This window comes from Rhizobium sp. Rhizsp42 (assembly GCF_047304155.1).
GTDB lineage: Bacteria > Pseudomonadota > Alphaproteobacteria > Rhizobiales > Rhizobiaceae > Rhizobium.
Genome location: NZ_JBGLYS010000015.1, coordinates 28,971 through 46,178, shown reverse-complemented (window position 1 = coordinate 46,178; position 17,208 = coordinate 28,971). Strand labels below are relative to the sequence as shown.

The following is a 17,208-nucleotide window of genomic DNA, read 5'->3' as shown; positions in this document are numbered from 1 at the left end:
CCGCGCATCCACAACGCGACATTCGCCTTGCCTTGGACTTCCCACGGGCTTCGACCGTTGATCGTCTGAGGATTGCACAGTTGTTTTCGAACCTGGTATCCAACGCCGTCAATCATGGGGCGGACGATCAACCTGTGGAAATAACAGGACGGCACGGCCCAATGGGGCTCGAAATCAGCGTCCGGAATGGTGGCAGACCCATTCCTGCGGATGCCATCGAGAAGCTTTTCCTTCCCTTCAAGCGCGGAGAGGCATCCCACGGGGGACTGGGCCTTGGTCTGTTCATCGCGCTTGAGATCGCAAAGGCCCACGGAGGCACTATAGACGTGTTCTCCGACCACACGTAAACCTGCTTCACCTTCAGGATGCCGATGAGCCGTTAGTTCCTCGGCTCGCGGGCATCAGAACGACACCGGATACAGGTCTCCGGTGAAGCTTCGTGTCGAACAGCGCGGCGGACATTAACTGATACTGTCCATTTCGCAAAAACACTTCCACCGTCTTCGTCTCGGGATTGGTTCGCAGCAGACGGCAGCGTTTCCAGTCACAAAAGAAGCTCTCGGCAGGCATGTCGGTGACATCGATGTCGAGCAAGATTTCCTGCGCGCTGGTGTTCGCAAATATGATCAGGTCATCAGCGCCGATCAGGACTGCTGGCGCGGGAAGTTGTTCCATCCTGAAGACAATGTAGGCGTTCATTTGCATCACACAGGTTCATCGGGTGCTGTCGGAAGCTGAGGCAGTGCTCCAGCCTGCGCTCGCATGCAAAGCATCAACGTGGCATTCTTGTGCGGTTTGTCAGCACCCATGCTGGATCATCAGCGGGCTCAATTCGTCTTCTTCGTTAAGGGATGAATAATTTTCGAATTACAACTCGTTGCTTTCGCTCGTGCTCCTTAGAGCCTGGACGCTGACTGCGGCCACAAGCCCGGTAACGACGATCCCGGAAAGGCCGACAATCATCGCAAGAATCCGAGCGATCCCTGTTTTGGGCGTCAGATCGCCGTACCCTATGGTTAGTCCTGTCACAAACGTGAAGTACAGAGAGTCGCCTATGCTCCACCCTTCCATGCGCCCGATGACGAGGCCGCACCCGACCATTACCACGAGAATGCCAGAGAATATTGGCCACAAAAGCCGAAGTTGACTGAAGAGCGCGCTGAAGAAGAGGCGTCTCATGCGTCTTGAATTCTGGGTGGACGACGGCCGCAGGGACATGGCTACCTCCTCGATCAAGGCCGCCTGCGCGTCTCCCGTGAGCCGTCATGAAAGCAGCGCATCAACGCTTCGTCTGATAACGTACTATTCGGCGGTTTCAAAGTGTGCTCTCTTATTGCAGCGAAGCTAGGTCTGTCGCGGTTGGGGCAAGCATGATCAGCACGCAGCAGAAACCGCAGATATCGGAAAGACCGACACTAGAGCAGGTCAGAACTCAGCTTGATCTCGTTCTTGCAAGCAGCGAGCTTCAGCACCGCGGAGCGGCGTTGCTCAAGTTTGTCGTCGAGGAGACCCTTGCCGGGCGGAGCGACTACCTGAAGGCTTACACGCTTGCGACTGCCGTGTTCGGTAGGGGCGCCAGTTTCGACCCCCAGAATGATCCTCTTGTTCGGTTCGAGGCGGGAGTGCTCCGACGCTCGCTCGAGCGCTATTACCTGCTGCATGGCAGAGGTGACGAGGTAGAGATCACAATACCAAAAGGCGGATATCGGCCGGCGTTCAGTCTAAGGGCGGGCTTGCATGCCGCACCTCCCGTCGCAACCGAGACCGAAGGCCAGGTGGAAGGCGACATCGCACCTGCCGACGCCACTGCAGGGACGATCTCATCTTCCATTACGGGATGGGGAAGTTTGGAGAAGCGCGGCAGGACTATCGCTCTTGCTGCCGGGACGGTATTCGCGGTGGCTGTCATCATGGCGGGGATGTTCGCTCAGTCAAGCTCGGTCTCGGAAGAAGCTAAGCACATCCAAAAGCCGACGGTCCTGGTCGCCGCGCAATTCGCCGATTCAGTCAGCGAAACTAAAGCCGCCAGCTCGTCGACGCTCGACTTCAGGGACGAGCTTATCCTTCATCTGGTCTCGCGAGGCAACTTAACGGTTCGGGTGGTCGATGTAGCTGGCATCCAGGAAGCGCAATATGTTCTAAGCGGCATCGTGCGCAAGGATGGCCGCACCTACCGACTGTCTGCACGCCTGACCCGGCAGAGCGACAGTGCGGTGATCTGGGCTGGAAGCTTGGACAGCTCCGATGGCGACCTCCGGGCGGCAGCGGAAAATGCGGCTTTCGATTTCACCCGAAGAATTTCGGAACGGCTTGGACGGGCGAATGCTCAGTAAGACCGAATGATGCTTATCAGGCCGTCCATCCCGGACGGGGTGAATGGATCATGATTTCACCCGCTTACAATCATTTAGCTAGTTCGAATATATCGTCCCCATGCTATGGTGCCGTAGGGGTGGCCAATGGAGCTCGGTTTTATCGACACAATCTATGAAGCGGCAATCGTCCCGGAGTTGTGGAAGGGGACGGGGCTCCTCGACCAGTTGGCCAGACGAAGTCACGCGCGCGACGGCGTATTGATGGCGATGTCGCCTGACGGCGACTTCCGGTGGATCGCCAACGACTCCGGCATCCCGAAGGTCGAAGCGTATGTCAGGGACAACTGGGGTGCACGCAACCCATACCTCCTGAGCGAGGAACGCAGTCGTCGCTTCAACGAGCCGCGGTTTCTCATGGATACCGAGATCATGTCGATCGAGGAAATGCAGGACAGCGAATACTATCAGGGCTTCATGAAGCCCATGGGGTGCTTCTGGCACGCAGGGACGGGCATCATGTCCCCGTCGGGCGACCAGATCAAGCTGTCCGTGCACCGGAGCTTCGAGGAAGGACCCCTTCCGCCTGAAGTGACCTCGATGTTGACCGAAATCCGTCCCCATCTTGCCCGCGCCGCTCTCTTGGCTTCCCGGCTGAAGTTCGAGCAGATCAAGTCCACGGTCGACTCCATGGGGGCTTTGGGCATCTGGGCGGCCGCTCTGAAGAACGGTCGTCTTGTCGTCGCGAACGAAAGTTTCGCTCGATTGATCCCCGACGTCGTCAGAGATGCTAGGCATCGTCTGGTCGTCGTTCAGAAATCAGCCGACCAGCGCTGGTCGACGCTGCTGGAATCGCATGCAGCCAGACTGGGCGGCTCCTTCCCGATCGCTGCGAGCGAAGAACACCGGGCAATGGTCGTCCATGCCCTTCCGATAAGGGGCGCCGCCAACGACATCTTCAACGCCGCCGACCTTCTGCTGGCCGTGACGCCAGTCTTGAAGGAGGCGAAGGTCGACGATGGCATCCTGGCCGGATTGTACGACCTGACTCCAGCCGAGGCGGACGTCGCGAAGGAGATCGGTTCCGGTCGAAGCGTGGAGGACATCGCAAAGTCGCGCGACACCTCTGTCGGCACGATCCGTTCACAACTTCACGCGGTCTATGACAAGACCGGATCCAGGCGGCAGATCGATCTCGCCCGGCTTGTGCTCGGCCTCGCCAGATACGGCGGCTGATCGCCACCTTTCGGATTATATCGAATGATAGATGCGCCGCCTCAGCTGCCACCGTAGCCTTTACCGTGTCGATGGGAGGGGCCGATGCCAGGTCTGTTTCGCGGGGACCGAAATGTCGCGCTTTCCGTCTCTCCCGCCCGCCGCGTCCAGTACCGCTCCTGCGTGGCGGCCGCGGCTGTGATCGTCCTGCTCGGCGCCAACTGGGCCGCCGCGCAGAGCGCCCGCTTCTGCAAGTCCGACGTCTGTGACGAGACCGTGCACGAGACTCTCGTCCACTGCGTCTCGATCAATCCGAGAGCGGACTGCAACGCCCGGTCCGAACGATATCGAGCGGAATGCTACGCCGAGTGCGACCGTCAATACGCAGTAAGAAGACCGGAGGCGCTCACTGAAGCGAAGCCGCTCACCCATTGATCCGAGGAGAAGCACGATGATCAGACATGCAACCGCACTGGCTCTTCTCACCATCACGCTGTCCAGCCAAGCCTTGGCGGCTTCGTCGATGACAACCAAGGAACTCACCGTTCTTCTGGCAAATGGCAAGGAGTTGACATTGGGTGGGCCGAAGGACGGCTACACTGGACACCTGTCGGTCTCGAAGGACGGAACCGCGAATGGCGAAGTCAAGCTACAAAGCGGGGAGGTGATCCCGATTGAGGGCATTTGGCATGTGGCGGGAAACAAGTTCTGCCGGACGTGGAAGGGCGGCCGCGACGCGGGGCAGGAGATTTGCGAGACGTGGAGCAAGACCGGGCCTCAATCCGTTCACGTCACCAGAGGAAAGCGCGATCTCGGCAACAACTCCTGGTGAACGGCATAATCCGGAGGTCGGTCGGGAAGACACCGTCCTGCGCACCGGGGCGGTGCGTGTCTTTAGAAATCGCATATATCAAATGATAGATGCGTCCCCGCTCTGCTTCGCTAGGGTTCTATGTCCGGTGGAGCTGCCGATACCTGGGCCGGGCGATGGCCCAAGGCAGCATCCCAGACCCCTTGAACCACGAAACCTCACAGGCACAACAGGAGGGTAGCATGCGTGCTTTGACGACTATCGCAGTCCTCGCGGCGTTCCCAGCGGTCGCGCTCGGTCAGGCGGTGCCGCACAAATCGACGCCCATTCCAGCGGCCGAAATCAAGGAAATGTTCGCGGGCAAAACATACAATTTCACCGAGAAGGGCCACAAGGGCGAGAAAGAACCCATCTCGTGGTACCTCGCCGCTGATGGCAAGATGCTTGGATACACCGGAAACGGACCGTCTCATGCTGAAGGCACGTGGTCGGCCTCCGACGGAAAACTTTGCGTGTCCGACCAATGGGCTGGAGCTTGGGGCACCAACCATTCAAGCGAATGTCAGCTTTTGGCACGCGATGCCGCGAGGCCGAACGTTCTTTACCGTTCCGAACCCAGCAAGGGCAGCAAGTGGACCAAGTTTACGCCGAACTTCTCTAATGGTGATACGATTTCCAAGAACATCGAAGCCCTAAAGGTCAAGCTTTCGAAGAACTAGCGGACGAGGCGAGTGGCCTGACGCTGTGACCGTCAAACTCTGGTTACGACACCGGGCGGAGCTCGAGGCATCGCCCCTGCCATTCAAGCTGATGTCCCCAAGAACAGATTGATCCCTCTATTATCGGACCGGACATCGGCAGAGGAGCCGGTGTCCGGGCGACCGATCAATGTCGGCGCCATATCGATATGCTTTTAGCCGTATGAGCCGGTCGTTCCGACGCCGGATTGTTAGTGACGTGTTGTGAATGAAAACGCTCCCGGGTCCGAGAGGGCCCAGGTGGAGCGCACCAACCCGTTTGCACTCAGATTATCTCTCCCTATCGACCTTGAACGCAAGAAACTGCATGACCTGCTCTGACGAAAAATTGTCCTTGCCGCCATGGGTGGAACGCTGCATGCCGACAGTGGGGTTATGGTCTTGTCTGCACGTCGGACTTTCTGGGAAAAGGCAGGTCAGCCCGGCCGAAGACAGATCAGTGTCCTAACGCAATGGCTTGACCAAAGCCATATATCCATTATTCTGGATATATGGAATCAAAGAATGCTATCGCGGCGCTAGCCGCCCTCGCGCAGACGACAAGGCTCGAAACCTTCCGCCTGCTTGTCAAATCCGAGCCGGATGGCATTCCGGCTGGTGAACTCGCACGCATAATGGACGTGCCGCAAAATACGATGTCGGCGCATCTCGCTACCATGTCACGAGCCGGAATCGTGAAGAGCGAGAGACAGAGCCGCTCCATAATCTATCGGGCGGATCTCGAGGGCTTTCGCGCCCTAACCCTTTTCCTACTCAAGGACTGCTGCGGTGGAAGCGCGGAGCTTTGCGCGCCACTGATTGCCGATCTGACGCCGTGCCGCGCGCCGGGAGGACCGGGGACATGCGTGAACTGACGCTTCGGCTTATCCCCGCGGAGATCGACCTCAGGATGGCGCTCGTTACCGCTGGACTTCCAGTTGACGACCTCGCCGATCCGGGACGGCAATACTTCGAATGCCTGGATCGTGACGGCGTGCTGATCGGCTACTCGGGGCTGGAGGAATGTGGACCGGATTTCCTTCTCCGCTCCATGGTGATCCTCCCGGAATTCAGATCGCGAGGATACGGGCGCGAGTTGGCCATGGCGACGATTGCCCGCACGCCATCGGCAGCCGAGATCTATCTTGCGACCACAACAGCGTCGGCGTTCTTCGCGGCGCTGGGCTTCGAAGCCGTGACCCCCGGCAGCGTGCCGGAACCAATTCTTTCCACCCGTCAGCTCTCGGGCATCTGCCTGGCATCGGCGCCCATCATGAGACTGAACAGGCCACCGACCGAACACGGAACGCGACCATGACCGACAAGACCTATAACGTGCTCTTCCTGTGCACGGGCAATTCCGCACGCTCCATTCTCGCCGAGTCCATCCTCAACAAGGAAGGCGCCGGACGCTTCAGGGCCTTCTCCGCGGGCAGCCAGCCCAAGGGCGAAGTGAACCCGCATGCGCTGAAGGAACTTGAAACACGCGGCTATCCGTCAACGGGCTTGTCCTCGAAAAGCTGGGATGTCTTCGCTGAACCCGGAGCACCTGAGATGGATTTCATCTTCACCGTCCGTGACAGCGCGGCTGGCGAAGCCTGCCCGGTATGGATCGGCCACCCGATGACCGCGCACCGGGGCGTCGAAGACCCGGCCGCCCTTACGGGAAGCGAAATCGCAATCCAGCGCGCCTTCGCGCGGGCCGCTCGCTTTCTCAAGAACCGCATAACCGCCTTCATCAATCTGCCGCTGGCCTCCATCGACCGCCTGGCGCTGGAACAGCATGTCCGCCAGATCGGCTCGCTCGAAGGTGCTTCCGTCAAACCCGCGAAGGCCGACTGATATGTCCACCTTCGAACGCTACCTGACCGTCTGGGTCTTCCTCTGCATCGTGGTCGGCATCGCGCTTGGACATGTGATGCCAAGCGTCTTCCACGTCATCGGCACCGCCGAGGTCGCCAGGGTGAACATTCCGGTCGCCGTGCTGATCTGGCTGATGGTCATCCCGATGCTGCTGAAGATCGACTTCGTCTCGCTGGCGAAGGTCGGAAGCTACTGGCGTGGCATCGGCGTGACGCTCTTCGTGAATTGGGCGGTGAAGCCGTTCTCGATGGCGCTACTCGGCTGGCTGTTCGTGGGCTGGCTGTTCCGCCCTCTATTGCCTGTAGAGCAGATCGATTCCTATATCGCGGGCCTGATCATCCTGGCGGCCGCCCCGTGCACCGCGATGGTCTTTGTCTGGAGCAACCTGACCCGTGGCGAGCCACACTTCACGCTATCACAGGTCGCGCTCAACGACGCCATCATGATCGTCGCCTTCGCTCCCATCGTCGGCCTGCTCCTCGGCCTGTCGGCGATCACCGTCCCTTGGGACACGCTGACGATCTCGGTGATCCTCTACATCCTTATCCCGCTCGCCATCTCGCGGATCGTCCGAAAGCGCCTGACCGCCGACGGGACGACCCGCTCCCTCGACGGGTTGTTGGCGAAGCTCCAGCCGCTTTCCCTGCTGGCGCTGCTTGCCACCCTGATCCTGCTCTTCGGCTTCCAAGGCGAGCAGATAATCGCGCAGCCCGCCGTCATTGGTCTTCTCGCTGTGCCGATCCTGATCCAGGTCTACTTCAATTCGGGCCTGGCCTATCTATTGAACCGAATGTCGGGCGAGAAGCATTGCGTCGCCGGACCGTCCGCCCTAATCGGAGCCAGCAATTTCTTCGAACTCGCCGTTGCCGCCGCGATTAGCCTGTTCGGCTTCCAGTCCGGCGCGGCGCTCGCCACCGTCGTCGGCGTCCTCATCGAGGTTCCGGTGATGCTGTCGGTGGTCTGGATCGTGAACCGAACCAAGGCCTGGTACGAGGCCGCGCCCGCCGTCTCCCGAAATACGGTCACCGAAAGGACATGATCATGGATGTCACGATCTACCACAATCCCACCTGCGGGACGTCGCGGAACACGCTCGAATTGATCCGAAATGCTGGCATTGAGCCGAACGCAATAGAATACCTCAAGACGCCGCCATCCCGATCAGAACTCGCGAGGATGATCGCCGACGCTGGTCTGACGGTACGCGAGGCGATCCGGGAAAAGGGAACACCCTACGAGGAACTCGGCCTCGACAATCCGGACCTAACCGACGATCAGTTGCTTGACGCCATGCTCAGGGATCCGATCCTGATCAACCGTCCGTTCGTCGTCACGCCACTCGGCACCCGCTTGAGCCGTCCGTCCGAGACCGTCCTCGATATCTTGCCGGACACTCACAAGGGAGCGTTCGTCAAGGAAGACGGCGAGAAGGTCCTCGACGAGAAAGGAAAACCCATTGTCTGAAGCATTCCCAGCGCTTGAAGAGCGACATCTACGCCAACCCGATCTCGATGCCCTTCGTCCGCCGTTCTCGACCCACAAGCCACGTATCCTGATCCTGTATGGATCGATCCGGGAGGTCTCCTACAGTCGGCTGCTCGCCAACGAGTCCCGCCGCCTGCTGGAACATCTCGGATGCGAGGTCCGGGTCTTCGATCCCAAGGGGCTCCCCTTGCCCGACGACGCGCCCGCCAGCCATCCCAAGGTTCAGGAACTCCGGGAGCTGTCCGAATGGTCCGAGGGTCAGGTATGGGTTAGCCCGGAGCGCCACGGGGCGATGACTGGCGTGATGAAGTCCCAGATCGACTGGATTCCGCTTGCTGTCGGCTCAGTGCGGCCGACACAGGGGAAGACGCTCGCGGTGATGCAGGTGTCGGGCGGCTCGCAATCGTTTAACGCCGTCGGCCAGCTCCGCATCCTCGGACGGTGGATGCGGATGATCACGATCCCCAACCAGTCCTCCGTTGCCAAGGCCTATCAGGAGTTCGACGCTGACGGTCGGATGAAGCCATCGTCCTATTACGACCGGGTTGTCGACGTCTGCGAGGAACTGGTGAAGTTCACGCTGCTGACCCGCGACGCCTCGTCCTATCTCACCGACCGCTATAGCGAACGGAAGGAAGACGCGGCCAAGCTAGAACAGCGCGTGCGGTTGAAGTCGATCTGAATTTAGCCAGAGGCGAGGAGGCTCCGTTTCGTCGCCATGGCCACGCCGACAAAGGCGGCCATGCCAACGGTTCCAAGAGCTGCGGTGGCGAATAGGGAAACGCCGATCCCGAACTGCTCCATCTCCATCGCGAAGACAAAAGGTGCGGCGGCTCCCAGTGCGAGCCGCGCCGCCGCCATCTTGCCCGTGATCGCGCCATAGCCATCGCTGCCGAACAGATGGAGCGGCAGGCTGCCTTGCGCGATGGAATTGATCCCCGATCCCAGGCCGAGGCATATGGCAAACGCCACGGCGCCGGGCAGCCAGCTTCCGCTCAAGCCCAGGATGACGATACCGATCACCATGAGCGCAGCGGAGATGACGGCGAGCACGGGCGGCGATAGGCGCGTGCCGAAGATCATGTTGATCAGGCGGCTCAGAACCTGTGCCGGACCGAATACGGATCCGATCACGACCGCGGCAGTGCCGAGACCGAGATTGCCGAGCATGGGAACCATGTGCGCCAAAATGGATGTCAGCGTGAAGCCCAGGAGCGCGAAAGCGGTGGACACGACGATCATCGCGCCGCGCCGTCCTTCCTGTGGGATCGCTCCGATTACCCGCGCGCGTTCACGAGTTGCTCGGTTGGCGTTTGCCGCCTTTCCCTTCCGCATTATCCAGAAATGCAGTGGCATGCACACGAGCAGATTGAGCGCCGCGAATGCCAGATAGATCTCCCGCCACGACAAGTAGCCCATCAACGCGGCTGAGATCGGCCAAAAGATCGTGGAGGCGAAGCCGCCAATGAGCGTCAGATAGGTGATGCTTCGGGAAGCCGTCCTCGGATCGCTTTCCACGAGCGCCGCGAAAGCCGCTTGATACTGGACCATCCCCGAGGATATCTCCAGCAGGACGATGGCGAGCGCGAACACGGCGACGGATGGCGACCATGAACAGAGTGCCAGCGTCAGGGCGCAGAGCAGCGAGCCGACGGTCAGAACGGTCGCCGCACCGATCCTGTCCATTTGCCTCCCAATGACCGGAGCCGAAAGCCCGCCCACCAGAAGCGAAGCGGAAAAGACACCGAACACCTGCTCCAGCGAGATGCCCAAATCCTTGGCCATGGCGGGCGCAAGAATGGAGAACGAATAGTAGAGCGTCCCGTAGCCGATGATCTGTGTGAGGCCGAGGGCGGATATGGCCGCGAGAGAAATCGCGTTCCTGGCTTCAGGCATCCCGGTCCGCTTCCGACGTTTCATCGCCGCGGCAAGCCTGCTCGGCTTCGGAAACTCCGGGGACGCGAGGATGACCAGCGCAGCAATCATGCATGAGATAGGTCACCAATCCCGACAGCGCATCGTAGTTGGCGTTGTAGACGATCGAGCGGGATACCCGCCTCCTAGCGATCAATCCGGAGCGCTCAAGCTCCTTGAGATGGAAGGAAATGTTCGACGGGGAGACGCCCATCTTCCGCGCGATCGTGCCTGCCGCCATGCCCTCGGGGCCGGCAACAACAAGGGTGCGAATGACCCTTAGACGGGTCTCCTGCGACAATGCCGCGAACAACGCGACGACTTGACGTTCATCCATAATTCAACATTCATTGAAGCTTTGAATTGATTGTCCGAGACGACATCGATGTCAATAGTGTTTTGGCGGCTCACGACATGCCGAGAACAGTTCTAACGCATTATCGCCGTTTCCGGCCCGTGCTGCGCATCGAGCCAGGAGGGCGTGGACCGAGCGACCGCTTTGGGCCTCGGTTTTCGCCAGTATCGGCCGACTACAGCCATGGCCCAGAAGCGCCACCGCGGTCATTCGCGAGGAAAGCTTCTGTAATTCCTTGAAACTGCGTGGCGGTAACATCCCCCGTGAGCGTCGGCATCTCCCAACCGGGGAAGACCTATTGAGATCGCGAGTATTCGATGAAGTTCAGGGGGACTTTTCCGGGGCGGTTCAATTGCGGCTTGAACCGACACCGAGACGCCTAGAACTCATCATGTCGAATGGCTCATTAAAGATTAGGCGATTAGCATAATAGAGCGTAAGGTTCGCTGTCGGCCTATTCTTCCGGGCAGAGCCGATTGGGAGATTCCATGTGCTCTTGCCTAAAGGTAGGAGTACCTATGATGAGTGCCAGTTCGAGCAACTATGTCGCGCCAACGATTTTTGGTCTTCAAGCCGTCACGACATACGCGAAAATCTCCAATCCTCCACCAGCACAAAGCAGGCTGCATAAGTTTGCAATTAGCGGTGTGCCCGCCGGTGAACGCGTCCACACCAAGGTTTACTCGATGAGTGATTTGCGGCGTGGGCCGGAAAAGCACGCCTGATCAGTACCCGAAAATACGCGTGGGAGAATTTTATGACTACCCCACCACCGTTCGAGAGTATGTCTGTCGAAGAGAGGACGGCCATCCTCAGGGCACTTGCTCATAGGCTACGGATTTCCGCACGTGTCGCTGAGCGTGATTGCGATCCAGTTTGCCAGTCGCTGCTGGCACTCAGTGTTCGACTAGCAGGATGCTGTGAAGAGGTGGCGGCAGACCCACTTCGTGGCGACGACGTTGTTGAAAAAGCCCTCAGGTTGCTCAGTGAATTCGCGCTACGTCGACCCGAAGGCACGATTCATGAATTCGCGATCACGTCGCTACACTGATCTTGGGGCCGATCGATCAACGCGACGGCAAAAGGCGATTGGTCCAACAACGCCAAACGCCGTTTGTCGCCAAATTCTCATCCCCGAGGTCTAATTTCCGATGTAGAGGAGCATGAATATGACGGAAGTTCCAAAGGCTGGATTGCCTGGTGCGCCAGGGAAACCAGGTAAGCCTGGTAAGGGTCAAAATCCTGGGAAGGGCGGGTCAGGTGGTGCCGGTGGAAAGCCGGGCGCTCCCGGAAAGGGAGGCGGGAAGACTTAAATCAAGGGACCCGTGTTATCTTCATTGGAACGGCCGTCGCGGATGATGGTCGCATCGAGAGCCATCAGCCTATCACTTGAGTGTCTCTCCAGTGAAGGGAGCGACCATCGGCGGCCCGCACCTCAAGCCGAGCGACTGGCGCATGTCCTTGTCTGTCCACCAGCGATGAACGAGCCTCCCCTTCGGCGAACAGGTGATCTTCACCCCATTGGCGCAGCGCAACGATAACCGGGAACAGACCGCGCCCTTTTTCCGTGAGGATGTATTCGCGGTACGCGGTACCATCCGAGGCAGGCACGGTCTCGAAAATTCCTCGCTTCGTAAGGTCGCGCAATCGGGTCGACAATACCCCCTTGCTTATGCCGAGCCCGTTCTGGAACTCGCCAAAACGCCGCTTGCCATCGAATGCGTCGCGAATGATCAGAAGCGACCACCAGTCGCCAATTGCATCAAGAGATCGCGCAACAGGGCAGCCGGCATTCCAAAGGCTAACCCGTTTCACCATAGATACCGACCTCGATTTCGAATCTGGTTCTATTTTAGAACTAGATTCGATGTGAGCCAAGTGGTTTCAACATCGGACCGAGTTGAGATCACGAGGAGCCGCCGATGAGCGAAAATACCGCGAATGCCGCGAATAGGGGCGTGGCCCGAGGGCTGTCGAGAGCGCAAACGCTGTTGGTCGCGGCTGCAGCAGGCATGAGCGTGGCCAATATCTATTACGCCCAACCCCTGCTTGATCTGATGTCGAACGACCTCGGCATTTCGCCTTCCAGCATCGGTCTTGTCGTCACTTTGACGCAGGTCGGATATGGGTTGGGCTTGATCTTTATCGTACCGATCGGCGACCTCGTCGACCGCCGAAAGCTTATCATCGTCCAGGGACTGCTCTCGGCTATCGCTCTTGTCGTCGTCGCGACGGCTGGAGCGAGAACGACACTGCTTGCCGGTATGGGGGCGGTCGGATTGTTGGCGGTTCTCGTCCAGACACTCGTTGCACATGCCGCGGCGTTGGCGACGCCGACTCAACGCGGCGGCGTGGTCGGCACGGTCACCAGCGGCGTCGTCACCGGCATCCTCGCCGCGCGATCCGTTGCCGGCACGATCGCCGACCACGGTGGATGGCGGACGGTCTATCTGACTTCCGCGCTGCTCACGATCGCGATGGTCGGTATCCTGGTCAGGGCGCTGCCACGGCAAGAGGTCGAACGCCATCCGGAAACGTATCTCAACGCTCTCCTTTCGGTTCCGCACACATTTCTGCGTGAGCGGGCCCTGCTGTTTCGTGGCGTTCTCGCGCTACTGATCTTCGCATCCTTCAGCACATTCTGGACCGCGTTGGTGCTTCCGCTCAGCGCTCCGCCATTTTCCTACTCCCATACCTTGATAGGTCTTTTTGGATTGGTCGGACTGGCGGGGGCGATTGGAGCGACGTGCGCCGGAAGACTTGCCGATAGAGGCCATGGTCGATGGACGACCGGGATTTCCCTGGCACTCCTGCTGGCATCCTGGGGCCTGATCGCTTTCCTGCCCAGCTCAGTCATACTGTTGTTGATGGGCGTGTTCCTGCTCGACCTGGCGGTGCAGGCTGTCCATGTGGGCAATCTCAGCGTCGTCGTGAGCCTGCATCCGCGAAAGAGCGGGCGCCTGATTGGCGGCTACATGGTCTTCTACTCGGTCGGCAGCGCTGTCGGTGCGATCACCGCTACCGCGACCCACGCGCGGTACGGCTGGCCGGGAATTTGCGTCTTGGGAGGAGCTTTCAGTGGTATTGCGCTCCTGGCGTGGACCGCGAGCTGCTTTTCAACGCGCGCGGATCTGACGAACCGCCTGGCCGGATGTCGCCACGACTAATGGCTCGAATGTCTGAAACGAGGGTTCGGTGTAGAGACGACCCATTGGATAAGGCGAGCAATAACACTGTGCGGCGTGCAAATTGTACTCCCGATGCTGTTTCCACTGTCTTGCTCGCAATTTGTGTTGACGGATGAACGCGTCAACGGAACTCAGACAGCCATTTGTGCTTCCGTGCCGCCTTTTCCAGCTCTGGGATAGTGATGTTGCCGGCCTGAAAAAGGCTGACAAGCACCGCGCCAGCAAGGACGCCGTCCGCCGACGTCGGATCAACCTGATGCTCGCCGCACCAGCCAACAAGGACCGCTTCGATTACCTTGAGCTCCTCGGAGCCAAATGTCCTATTCAATTGAAATGTCATGAAATTGTTCCTTAGCACTGCGCGGATGCGACGCCATAAATGGTCGGGGCCTCGAGAATTTCAAGCTCGCTCCAGCATTATCCTCGCGATAACCGCTCGGCCCTTCTCGACCATCTTGGCGGTCTCACGGGACTGATGTTTTTCGACACATGGATCGACCCCGCCCTTCGGTGGCGGATGAGGCAGTCTGGCGTGCTCGGACCCAAATTGGCTCTCGGCACGACCTGAACATCACGGAACTCAGTGAAGCGTCGCCCGCCGTGCCGCTCTACCCACCGCCGCCTCCACCGTGCCGATCAGCCCGCTGGCCTTCCGGAGCATGATCCCGCCACGCTTGTCCACGACGAAGTCGACCGCCATTTCCTCGATGAGGTCAGCCACATCGGTCAACCTCTTTGCAAGCTCTTGAAGATTGAGATAACTCGCCTGTCTCGCCAGCCGGTGCAGGCATTCGGCGTAGCGCGAGGCAACCATCATCTGCCCGCCGGCTTGGCATGCTTCAACGTCACTGAGACGGGGAAGCTCCTTGCTCCTCGTGGTCATGATCTTCTCCTCGGCCGTGATCGCCCACTGAGGGTTTCGCCTCCAGCCAGGTCTTCACCTTCGTCGAGACAGCGCAGCGCGTTGAGGATGTCCTGGCAGCGAATGGGACGAAGGAAGCCCGGAGGTTTCCTCAAGTGTGGACGCGAGTCGACAGCGAATAGGTCGGAGGCCCACGAGGCCAGGATCGCCCGCTTTTCCTCATGGTCGAGCGCCGTTGCGAGCACGTCGCGTGGGTGGTCGTAGCGCTGCCGCCTTTGAAAAATTCGTCCCGCGGAGATGGCGTCGCGGCCGGCCGAGTTCCCGAATTGGTTCCTTTCGATCGTCATTGTCTTGTCTCCTGAAAACCTTCAGCAATGGTGTGAAAATCTTGAGGTACCAGATGAGATTGTTCGTCCATTTCCGGTGTTCAAGATGGACGAGCGAAGCTTGCGAAAAAAATTTGAACACCGCTCTTGAAACCAAAAAAACGCAAAACCAGATCATTTTGCGTCGGTCGCCAAGGAGGGGCCGACAAGTGGCGTGGACGCTGGTTTCCGCGTCTTTTCCAACTCGCTTTACGGAGGATTTGGTCATGAGAAACGAATTCGACTTCGCACCCCTGTTCCGGTCCAGCATTGGCTTTGACCGCGTCTTCAACCTGCTCGCCAACTCCCAGCGGCTGCAGGCCGTCGAGACGTGGCCGCCCTACGACATCCTCAAGACAGCGGAGGACGGCTATCGCATCCAGATGGCGGTCGCCGGCTTTGGTGAAAATGATCTCGACATCACGCAGGAGCGCAACGTGCTCGTCGTGAAGGCGCAGAAGGCCGAAGAACCGAACACGGGCGAATACCTGCATCGCGGCATTGCGGCCCGCGCGTTCGAGCGCCGCTTCGAACTCGCCGACCATGTTCGTGTCGAGAACGCAAGCCTCAAGAATGGACTGCTCAGCATCGAGTTGAAGCGTGAAATTCCAGAGGCCATGAAGCCGCGCAAGATCGCCATCGGCGGCGAGGCGTCTGTCGCCCCGATCCAGATCGAAGGCGAAAAGCAGGCCGCTTAGGGTATATAGGGTAGCAGAGGCGCCCCGCGTCGGCGCCTCCGCTTCAAGCTCGCCCGCAACCCGGTTACCCGGGTCCGTCGAGGTCGGCCGACTAGGTCTTGACCAGACCGATGATCGGTTATCCGACACCCGCGTGTGCGATCCCGCGAACGCATGGCTCGACGCGGCCCTGACGACGTCCCCGATCAGTTCTTCGGTGGCTTTCAGTTCCGTCTCCTTCTGCGCGGTGTGCTATTTCCGTCCATCTAATTGCGCCGACGCGGTTCAGGCCTATTTATTGCCTCTGAATTTTCCGTACGCCCAGACGCTTGTGAAGTGCGGAATGGGAATGTCGAGGATCGCGCCCGGCTTTGGATGCAGGCGCCTACCTCTACATCGAACCCGGTCGCGATTTCTCAGAACCTGAAGGTCGCAGGTTGAGACCCGCTCCAACCTTCTTTACTTCAGGCCCCGCTGCCAATGCGGCTGTGAACGGGTTTTGTACGGTCGTATTGGCGTTTCGCGCTACAAGTCGCTATTTTCCTCGCGAAGGAGGATAAGCCATGGCCGCCACTGTCGAACGCAAGGAATACCCGAGCTCGATGCGCCTGCCTAGCAGACGTCGCGATGATCGGGGAAGCCTGCGCGGACGCACACGAACGGATTTCGTGCGGGAGGCGGCTGTGCGCGCCGCAAAAGAAATCATTATGGATGAGGGGCCCATCCGTATGAGCCCGGAAAGCTTCGCGGATTTCATGGGTATCTTGTCCCTGTCGGCGGCTCCTGTTCCCGAGATGGTTGAACTGGCCAAGCGGCCCGCTCCATGGGAAGCCGGTTACAAGCCGAAGCAATAAGCCGTGGCATTATTGGCTCCATAGCCGCTTACGGCGGCGCATGATATTTCCAAATTTTCCCGCGGCAAGCCGACACTGGATCATTGGCTGAAAACGCGCGCGCTTTTCAATCAAGAGAAAGGTTTCACGGCGGTTCTCGTCGTCCAGGAGGCCAGGCGCGTCGTCGGGGATCACGGCTTGGCGCCGACCGCCATCGTTCCTGCGATCCTGCCGCGCTTGATCCGCAACGGGCAACCGGCCGATCCGGTACCCTGTCTTCTCCTCGGCCAGCTTGCGACGGACATGGAATGGGCGGGGAGAGGCATCGGCACAGGTCTGGTGAAACGTGCTCTTAAGCGTGGATGCGTGATCAATGACACCAAAGGGGTCAGTTTTGGTAGGATGTGCACGCCTCGCTCGCTAGTTGGATCTTCGCTGGGTCGGGCGCAGCCGTGTTAAGCCGGTGGGCCGCACCTGATGGCGAAAGCAAGATTAGCCCGATCCTAGGCAGCGAGAAAACAGATCCCACCGCGGACCGCAGAGGTGAATTGAATGGAAGTGAAGCCGCGCGGGAGAACGCGCGCGGCCGTC

The 17,208-nt window shown here is 59.4% G+C and carries 24 protein-coding genes and 1 pseudogene; 17 read left to right on the top strand and 8 right to left on the bottom strand.

Annotation, left to right across the window (positions count from 1 at the left end; translation table 11 throughout):
* Window positions 1-32: 32 nt before the first annotated feature.
* Window positions 33-347, top strand: a complete 315-nt coding sequence (locus tag ACCD05_RS15975) for a sensor histidine kinase (protein ID WP_413393881.1) — start codon at window positions 33-35, stop codon at window positions 345-347.
* 13 nt (window positions 348-360) lie between these two features.
* Here the strand turns inward: ACCD05_RS15975 and ACCD05_RS15970 are convergent, their stop codons facing one another.
* Both ACCD05_RS15970 and ACCD05_RS15965 read right to left on the bottom strand, forming a co-directional pair.
* Window positions 361-699 carry a hypothetical protein gene (locus ACCD05_RS15970; RefSeq protein ID WP_162718173.1) on the bottom strand — a complete coding sequence of 113 codons (339 nt, stop codon included), beginning with the start codon at window positions 697-699 and terminating at the stop codon, window positions 361-363.
* Between the two features lie 168 nt (window positions 700-867).
* Window positions 868-1,218: a potassium channel family protein gene (locus ACCD05_RS15965; RefSeq protein WP_413393879.1), complete on the bottom strand. Its 351-nt coding sequence runs from the start codon at window positions 1,216-1,218 to the stop codon at window positions 868-870.
* Window positions 1,219-1,370: 152 nt separating this feature from the next.
* Here ACCD05_RS15965 and ACCD05_RS15960 point away from each other — a divergent pair, with 152 nt between their 5' ends.
* The 11 genes from ACCD05_RS15960 to arsH all read left to right on the top strand — a co-directional run bounded on the left by ACCD05_RS15960 (window position 1,371) and on the right by arsH (window position 9,105).
* Window positions 1,371-2,333, top strand: a complete 963-nt coding sequence (locus ACCD05_RS15960) for a hypothetical protein (protein WP_413393877.1) — start codon at window positions 1,371-1,373, stop codon at window positions 2,331-2,333.
* 126 nt (window positions 2,334-2,459) lie between these two features.
* Window positions 2,460-3,548 (top strand): helix-turn-helix transcriptional regulator, encoded by a 1,089-nt coding sequence (locus tag ACCD05_RS15955; protein WP_413393875.1) that lies wholly within the window; start codon window positions 2,460-2,462, stop codon window positions 3,546-3,548.
* An 84-nt stretch (window positions 3,549-3,632) separates the two neighbouring features.
* Window positions 3,633-3,962 (top strand): hypothetical protein, encoded by a 330-nt coding sequence (locus ACCD05_RS15950; RefSeq protein ID WP_413393874.1) that lies wholly within the window; start codon window positions 3,633-3,635, stop codon window positions 3,960-3,962.
* A gap of 16 nt (window positions 3,963-3,978) precedes the next feature.
* Window positions 3,979-4,359, top strand: a complete 381-nt coding sequence (locus tag ACCD05_RS15945; RefSeq protein WP_413393872.1) for a hypothetical protein — start codon at window positions 3,979-3,981, stop codon at window positions 4,357-4,359.
* A 221-nt stretch (window positions 4,360-4,580) separates the two neighbouring features.
* The gene (locus ACCD05_RS15940) at window positions 4,581-5,057 is read left to right on the top strand and encodes a DUF995 domain-containing protein (RefSeq protein WP_112436813.1); all 477 of its coding nucleotides are present in this window, start codon (window positions 4,581-4,583) and stop codon (window positions 5,055-5,057) included.
* Window positions 5,058-5,587: 530 nt separating this feature from the next.
* Window positions 5,588-5,950 carry an ArsR/SmtB family transcription factor gene (locus ACCD05_RS15935; RefSeq protein ID WP_111565187.1) on the top strand — a complete coding sequence of 121 codons (363 nt, stop codon included), beginning with the start codon at window positions 5,588-5,590 and terminating at the stop codon, window positions 5,948-5,950.
* Window positions 5,938-6,393 carry a GNAT family N-acetyltransferase gene (locus ACCD05_RS15930; RefSeq protein WP_413393870.1) on the top strand — a complete coding sequence of 152 codons (456 nt, stop codon included), beginning with the start codon at window positions 5,938-5,940 and terminating at the stop codon, window positions 6,391-6,393. The genes ACCD05_RS15935 and ACCD05_RS15930 overlap by 13 nt, the downstream gene beginning before the upstream one ends.
* Window positions 6,390-6,917, top strand: coding sequence for an arsenate reductase ArsC (locus ACCD05_RS15925; protein ID WP_413393868.1), 528 nt, complete (start codon window positions 6,390-6,392; stop codon window positions 6,915-6,917). The genes ACCD05_RS15930 and ACCD05_RS15925 overlap by 4 nt, the downstream gene beginning before the upstream one ends.
* A gap of 1 nt (window position 6,918) precedes the next feature.
* Complete coding sequence (gene arsB / locus ACCD05_RS15920; protein WP_413393866.1) at window positions 6,919-7,977, top strand: ACR3 family arsenite efflux transporter; 1,059 nt, start codon at window positions 6,919-6,921, stop codon at window positions 7,975-7,977.
* Window positions 7,974-8,402: an arsenate reductase (glutaredoxin) gene (gene arsC / locus ACCD05_RS15915; protein WP_413393864.1), complete on the top strand. Its 429-nt coding sequence runs from the start codon at window positions 7,974-7,976 to the stop codon at window positions 8,400-8,402. The genes arsB and arsC overlap by 4 nt, the downstream gene beginning before the upstream one ends.
* Complete coding sequence (arsH, locus tag ACCD05_RS15910) at window positions 8,395-9,105, top strand: arsenical resistance protein ArsH (protein ID WP_413393862.1); 711 nt, start codon at window positions 8,395-8,397, stop codon at window positions 9,103-9,105. The genes arsC and arsH overlap by 8 nt, the downstream gene beginning before the upstream one ends.
* Window positions 9,106-9,107: 2 nt before the next feature.
* Here the strand turns inward: arsH and arsK are convergent, their stop codons facing one another.
* Both arsK and ACCD05_RS15900 read right to left on the bottom strand, forming a co-directional pair.
* Entirely contained in the window at window positions 9,108-10,319 is a 1,212-nt protein-coding gene (gene arsK, locus ACCD05_RS15905) for an arsenite efflux MFS transporter ArsK (RefSeq protein ID WP_413393860.1), read from the bottom strand.
* Entirely contained in the window at window positions 10,312-10,674 is a 363-nt protein-coding gene (locus ACCD05_RS15900) for an ArsR/SmtB family transcription factor (protein WP_413393858.1), read from the bottom strand. Before ACCD05_RS15900 ends, arsK begins: the two co-directional genes overlap by 8 nt.
* Window positions 10,675-11,213: 539 nt before the next feature.
* Here ACCD05_RS15900 and ACCD05_RS15895 point away from each other — a divergent pair.
* Entirely contained in the window at window positions 11,214-11,417 is a 204-nt protein-coding gene (locus ACCD05_RS15895) for a hypothetical protein (protein ID WP_146618566.1), read from the top strand.
* A 652-nt stretch (window positions 11,418-12,069) separates the two neighbouring features.
* On the opposite strand, the gene ACCD05_RS15890 is transcribed toward ACCD05_RS15895, so the two are convergent.
* A complete protein-coding gene (locus ACCD05_RS15890) occupies window positions 12,070-12,510 on the bottom strand; it encodes a winged helix-turn-helix transcriptional regulator (protein WP_112981142.1) in 441 nt (146 codons plus the stop codon).
* A gap of 104 nt (window positions 12,511-12,614) precedes the next feature.
* On the opposite strand from ACCD05_RS15890, the gene ACCD05_RS15885 reads away from it, so the two are divergent.
* The gene (locus tag ACCD05_RS15885; protein ID WP_413393856.1) at window positions 12,615-13,859 is read left to right on the top strand and encodes an MFS transporter; all 1,245 of its coding nucleotides are present in this window, start codon (window positions 12,615-12,617) and stop codon (window positions 13,857-13,859) included.
* Between the two features lie 142 nt (window positions 13,860-14,001).
* On the opposite strand, the gene ACCD05_RS15880 is transcribed toward ACCD05_RS15885, so the two are convergent.
* The 3 genes from ACCD05_RS15880 to ACCD05_RS15870 all read right to left on the bottom strand — a co-directional run bounded on the left by ACCD05_RS15880 (window position 14,002) and on the right by ACCD05_RS15870 (window position 15,089).
* On the bottom strand, window positions 14,002-14,220 hold the full coding sequence (locus ACCD05_RS15880) for a hypothetical protein (protein WP_111565177.1): 219 nt from the start codon (window positions 14,218-14,220) through the stop codon (window positions 14,002-14,004).
* Window positions 14,221-14,460: 240 nt separating this feature from the next.
* The gene (locus ACCD05_RS15875; protein WP_413393854.1) at window positions 14,461-14,763 is read right to left on the bottom strand and encodes a hypothetical protein; all 303 of its coding nucleotides are present in this window, start codon (window positions 14,761-14,763) and stop codon (window positions 14,461-14,463) included.
* Window positions 14,760-15,089 carry a hypothetical protein gene (locus tag ACCD05_RS15870; protein ID WP_413393852.1) on the bottom strand — a complete coding sequence of 110 codons (330 nt, stop codon included), beginning with the start codon at window positions 15,087-15,089 and terminating at the stop codon, window positions 14,760-14,762. Before ACCD05_RS15870 ends, ACCD05_RS15875 begins: the two co-directional genes overlap by 4 nt.
* Window positions 15,090-15,334: 245 nt before the next feature.
* Here ACCD05_RS15870 and ACCD05_RS15865 point away from each other — a divergent pair, with 245 nt between their 5' ends.
* The 3 genes and pseudogenes from ACCD05_RS15865 to ACCD05_RS15855 all read left to right on the top strand — a co-directional run.
* Complete coding sequence (locus ACCD05_RS15865; RefSeq protein ID WP_413393850.1) at window positions 15,335-15,805, top strand: Hsp20 family protein; 471 nt, start codon at window positions 15,335-15,337, stop codon at window positions 15,803-15,805.
* Between the two features lie 542 nt (window positions 15,806-16,347).
* Entirely contained in the window at window positions 16,348-16,638 is a 291-nt protein-coding gene (locus ACCD05_RS15860; RefSeq protein ID WP_413393848.1) for a DUF1778 domain-containing protein, read from the top strand.
* Window positions 16,639-16,683: 45 nt separating this feature from the next.
* Window positions 16,684-16,986, top strand: a pseudogene (locus ACCD05_RS15855) (N-acetyltransferase); the annotation flags it as partial.
* Window positions 16,987-17,208 lie beyond the last annotated feature (222 nt).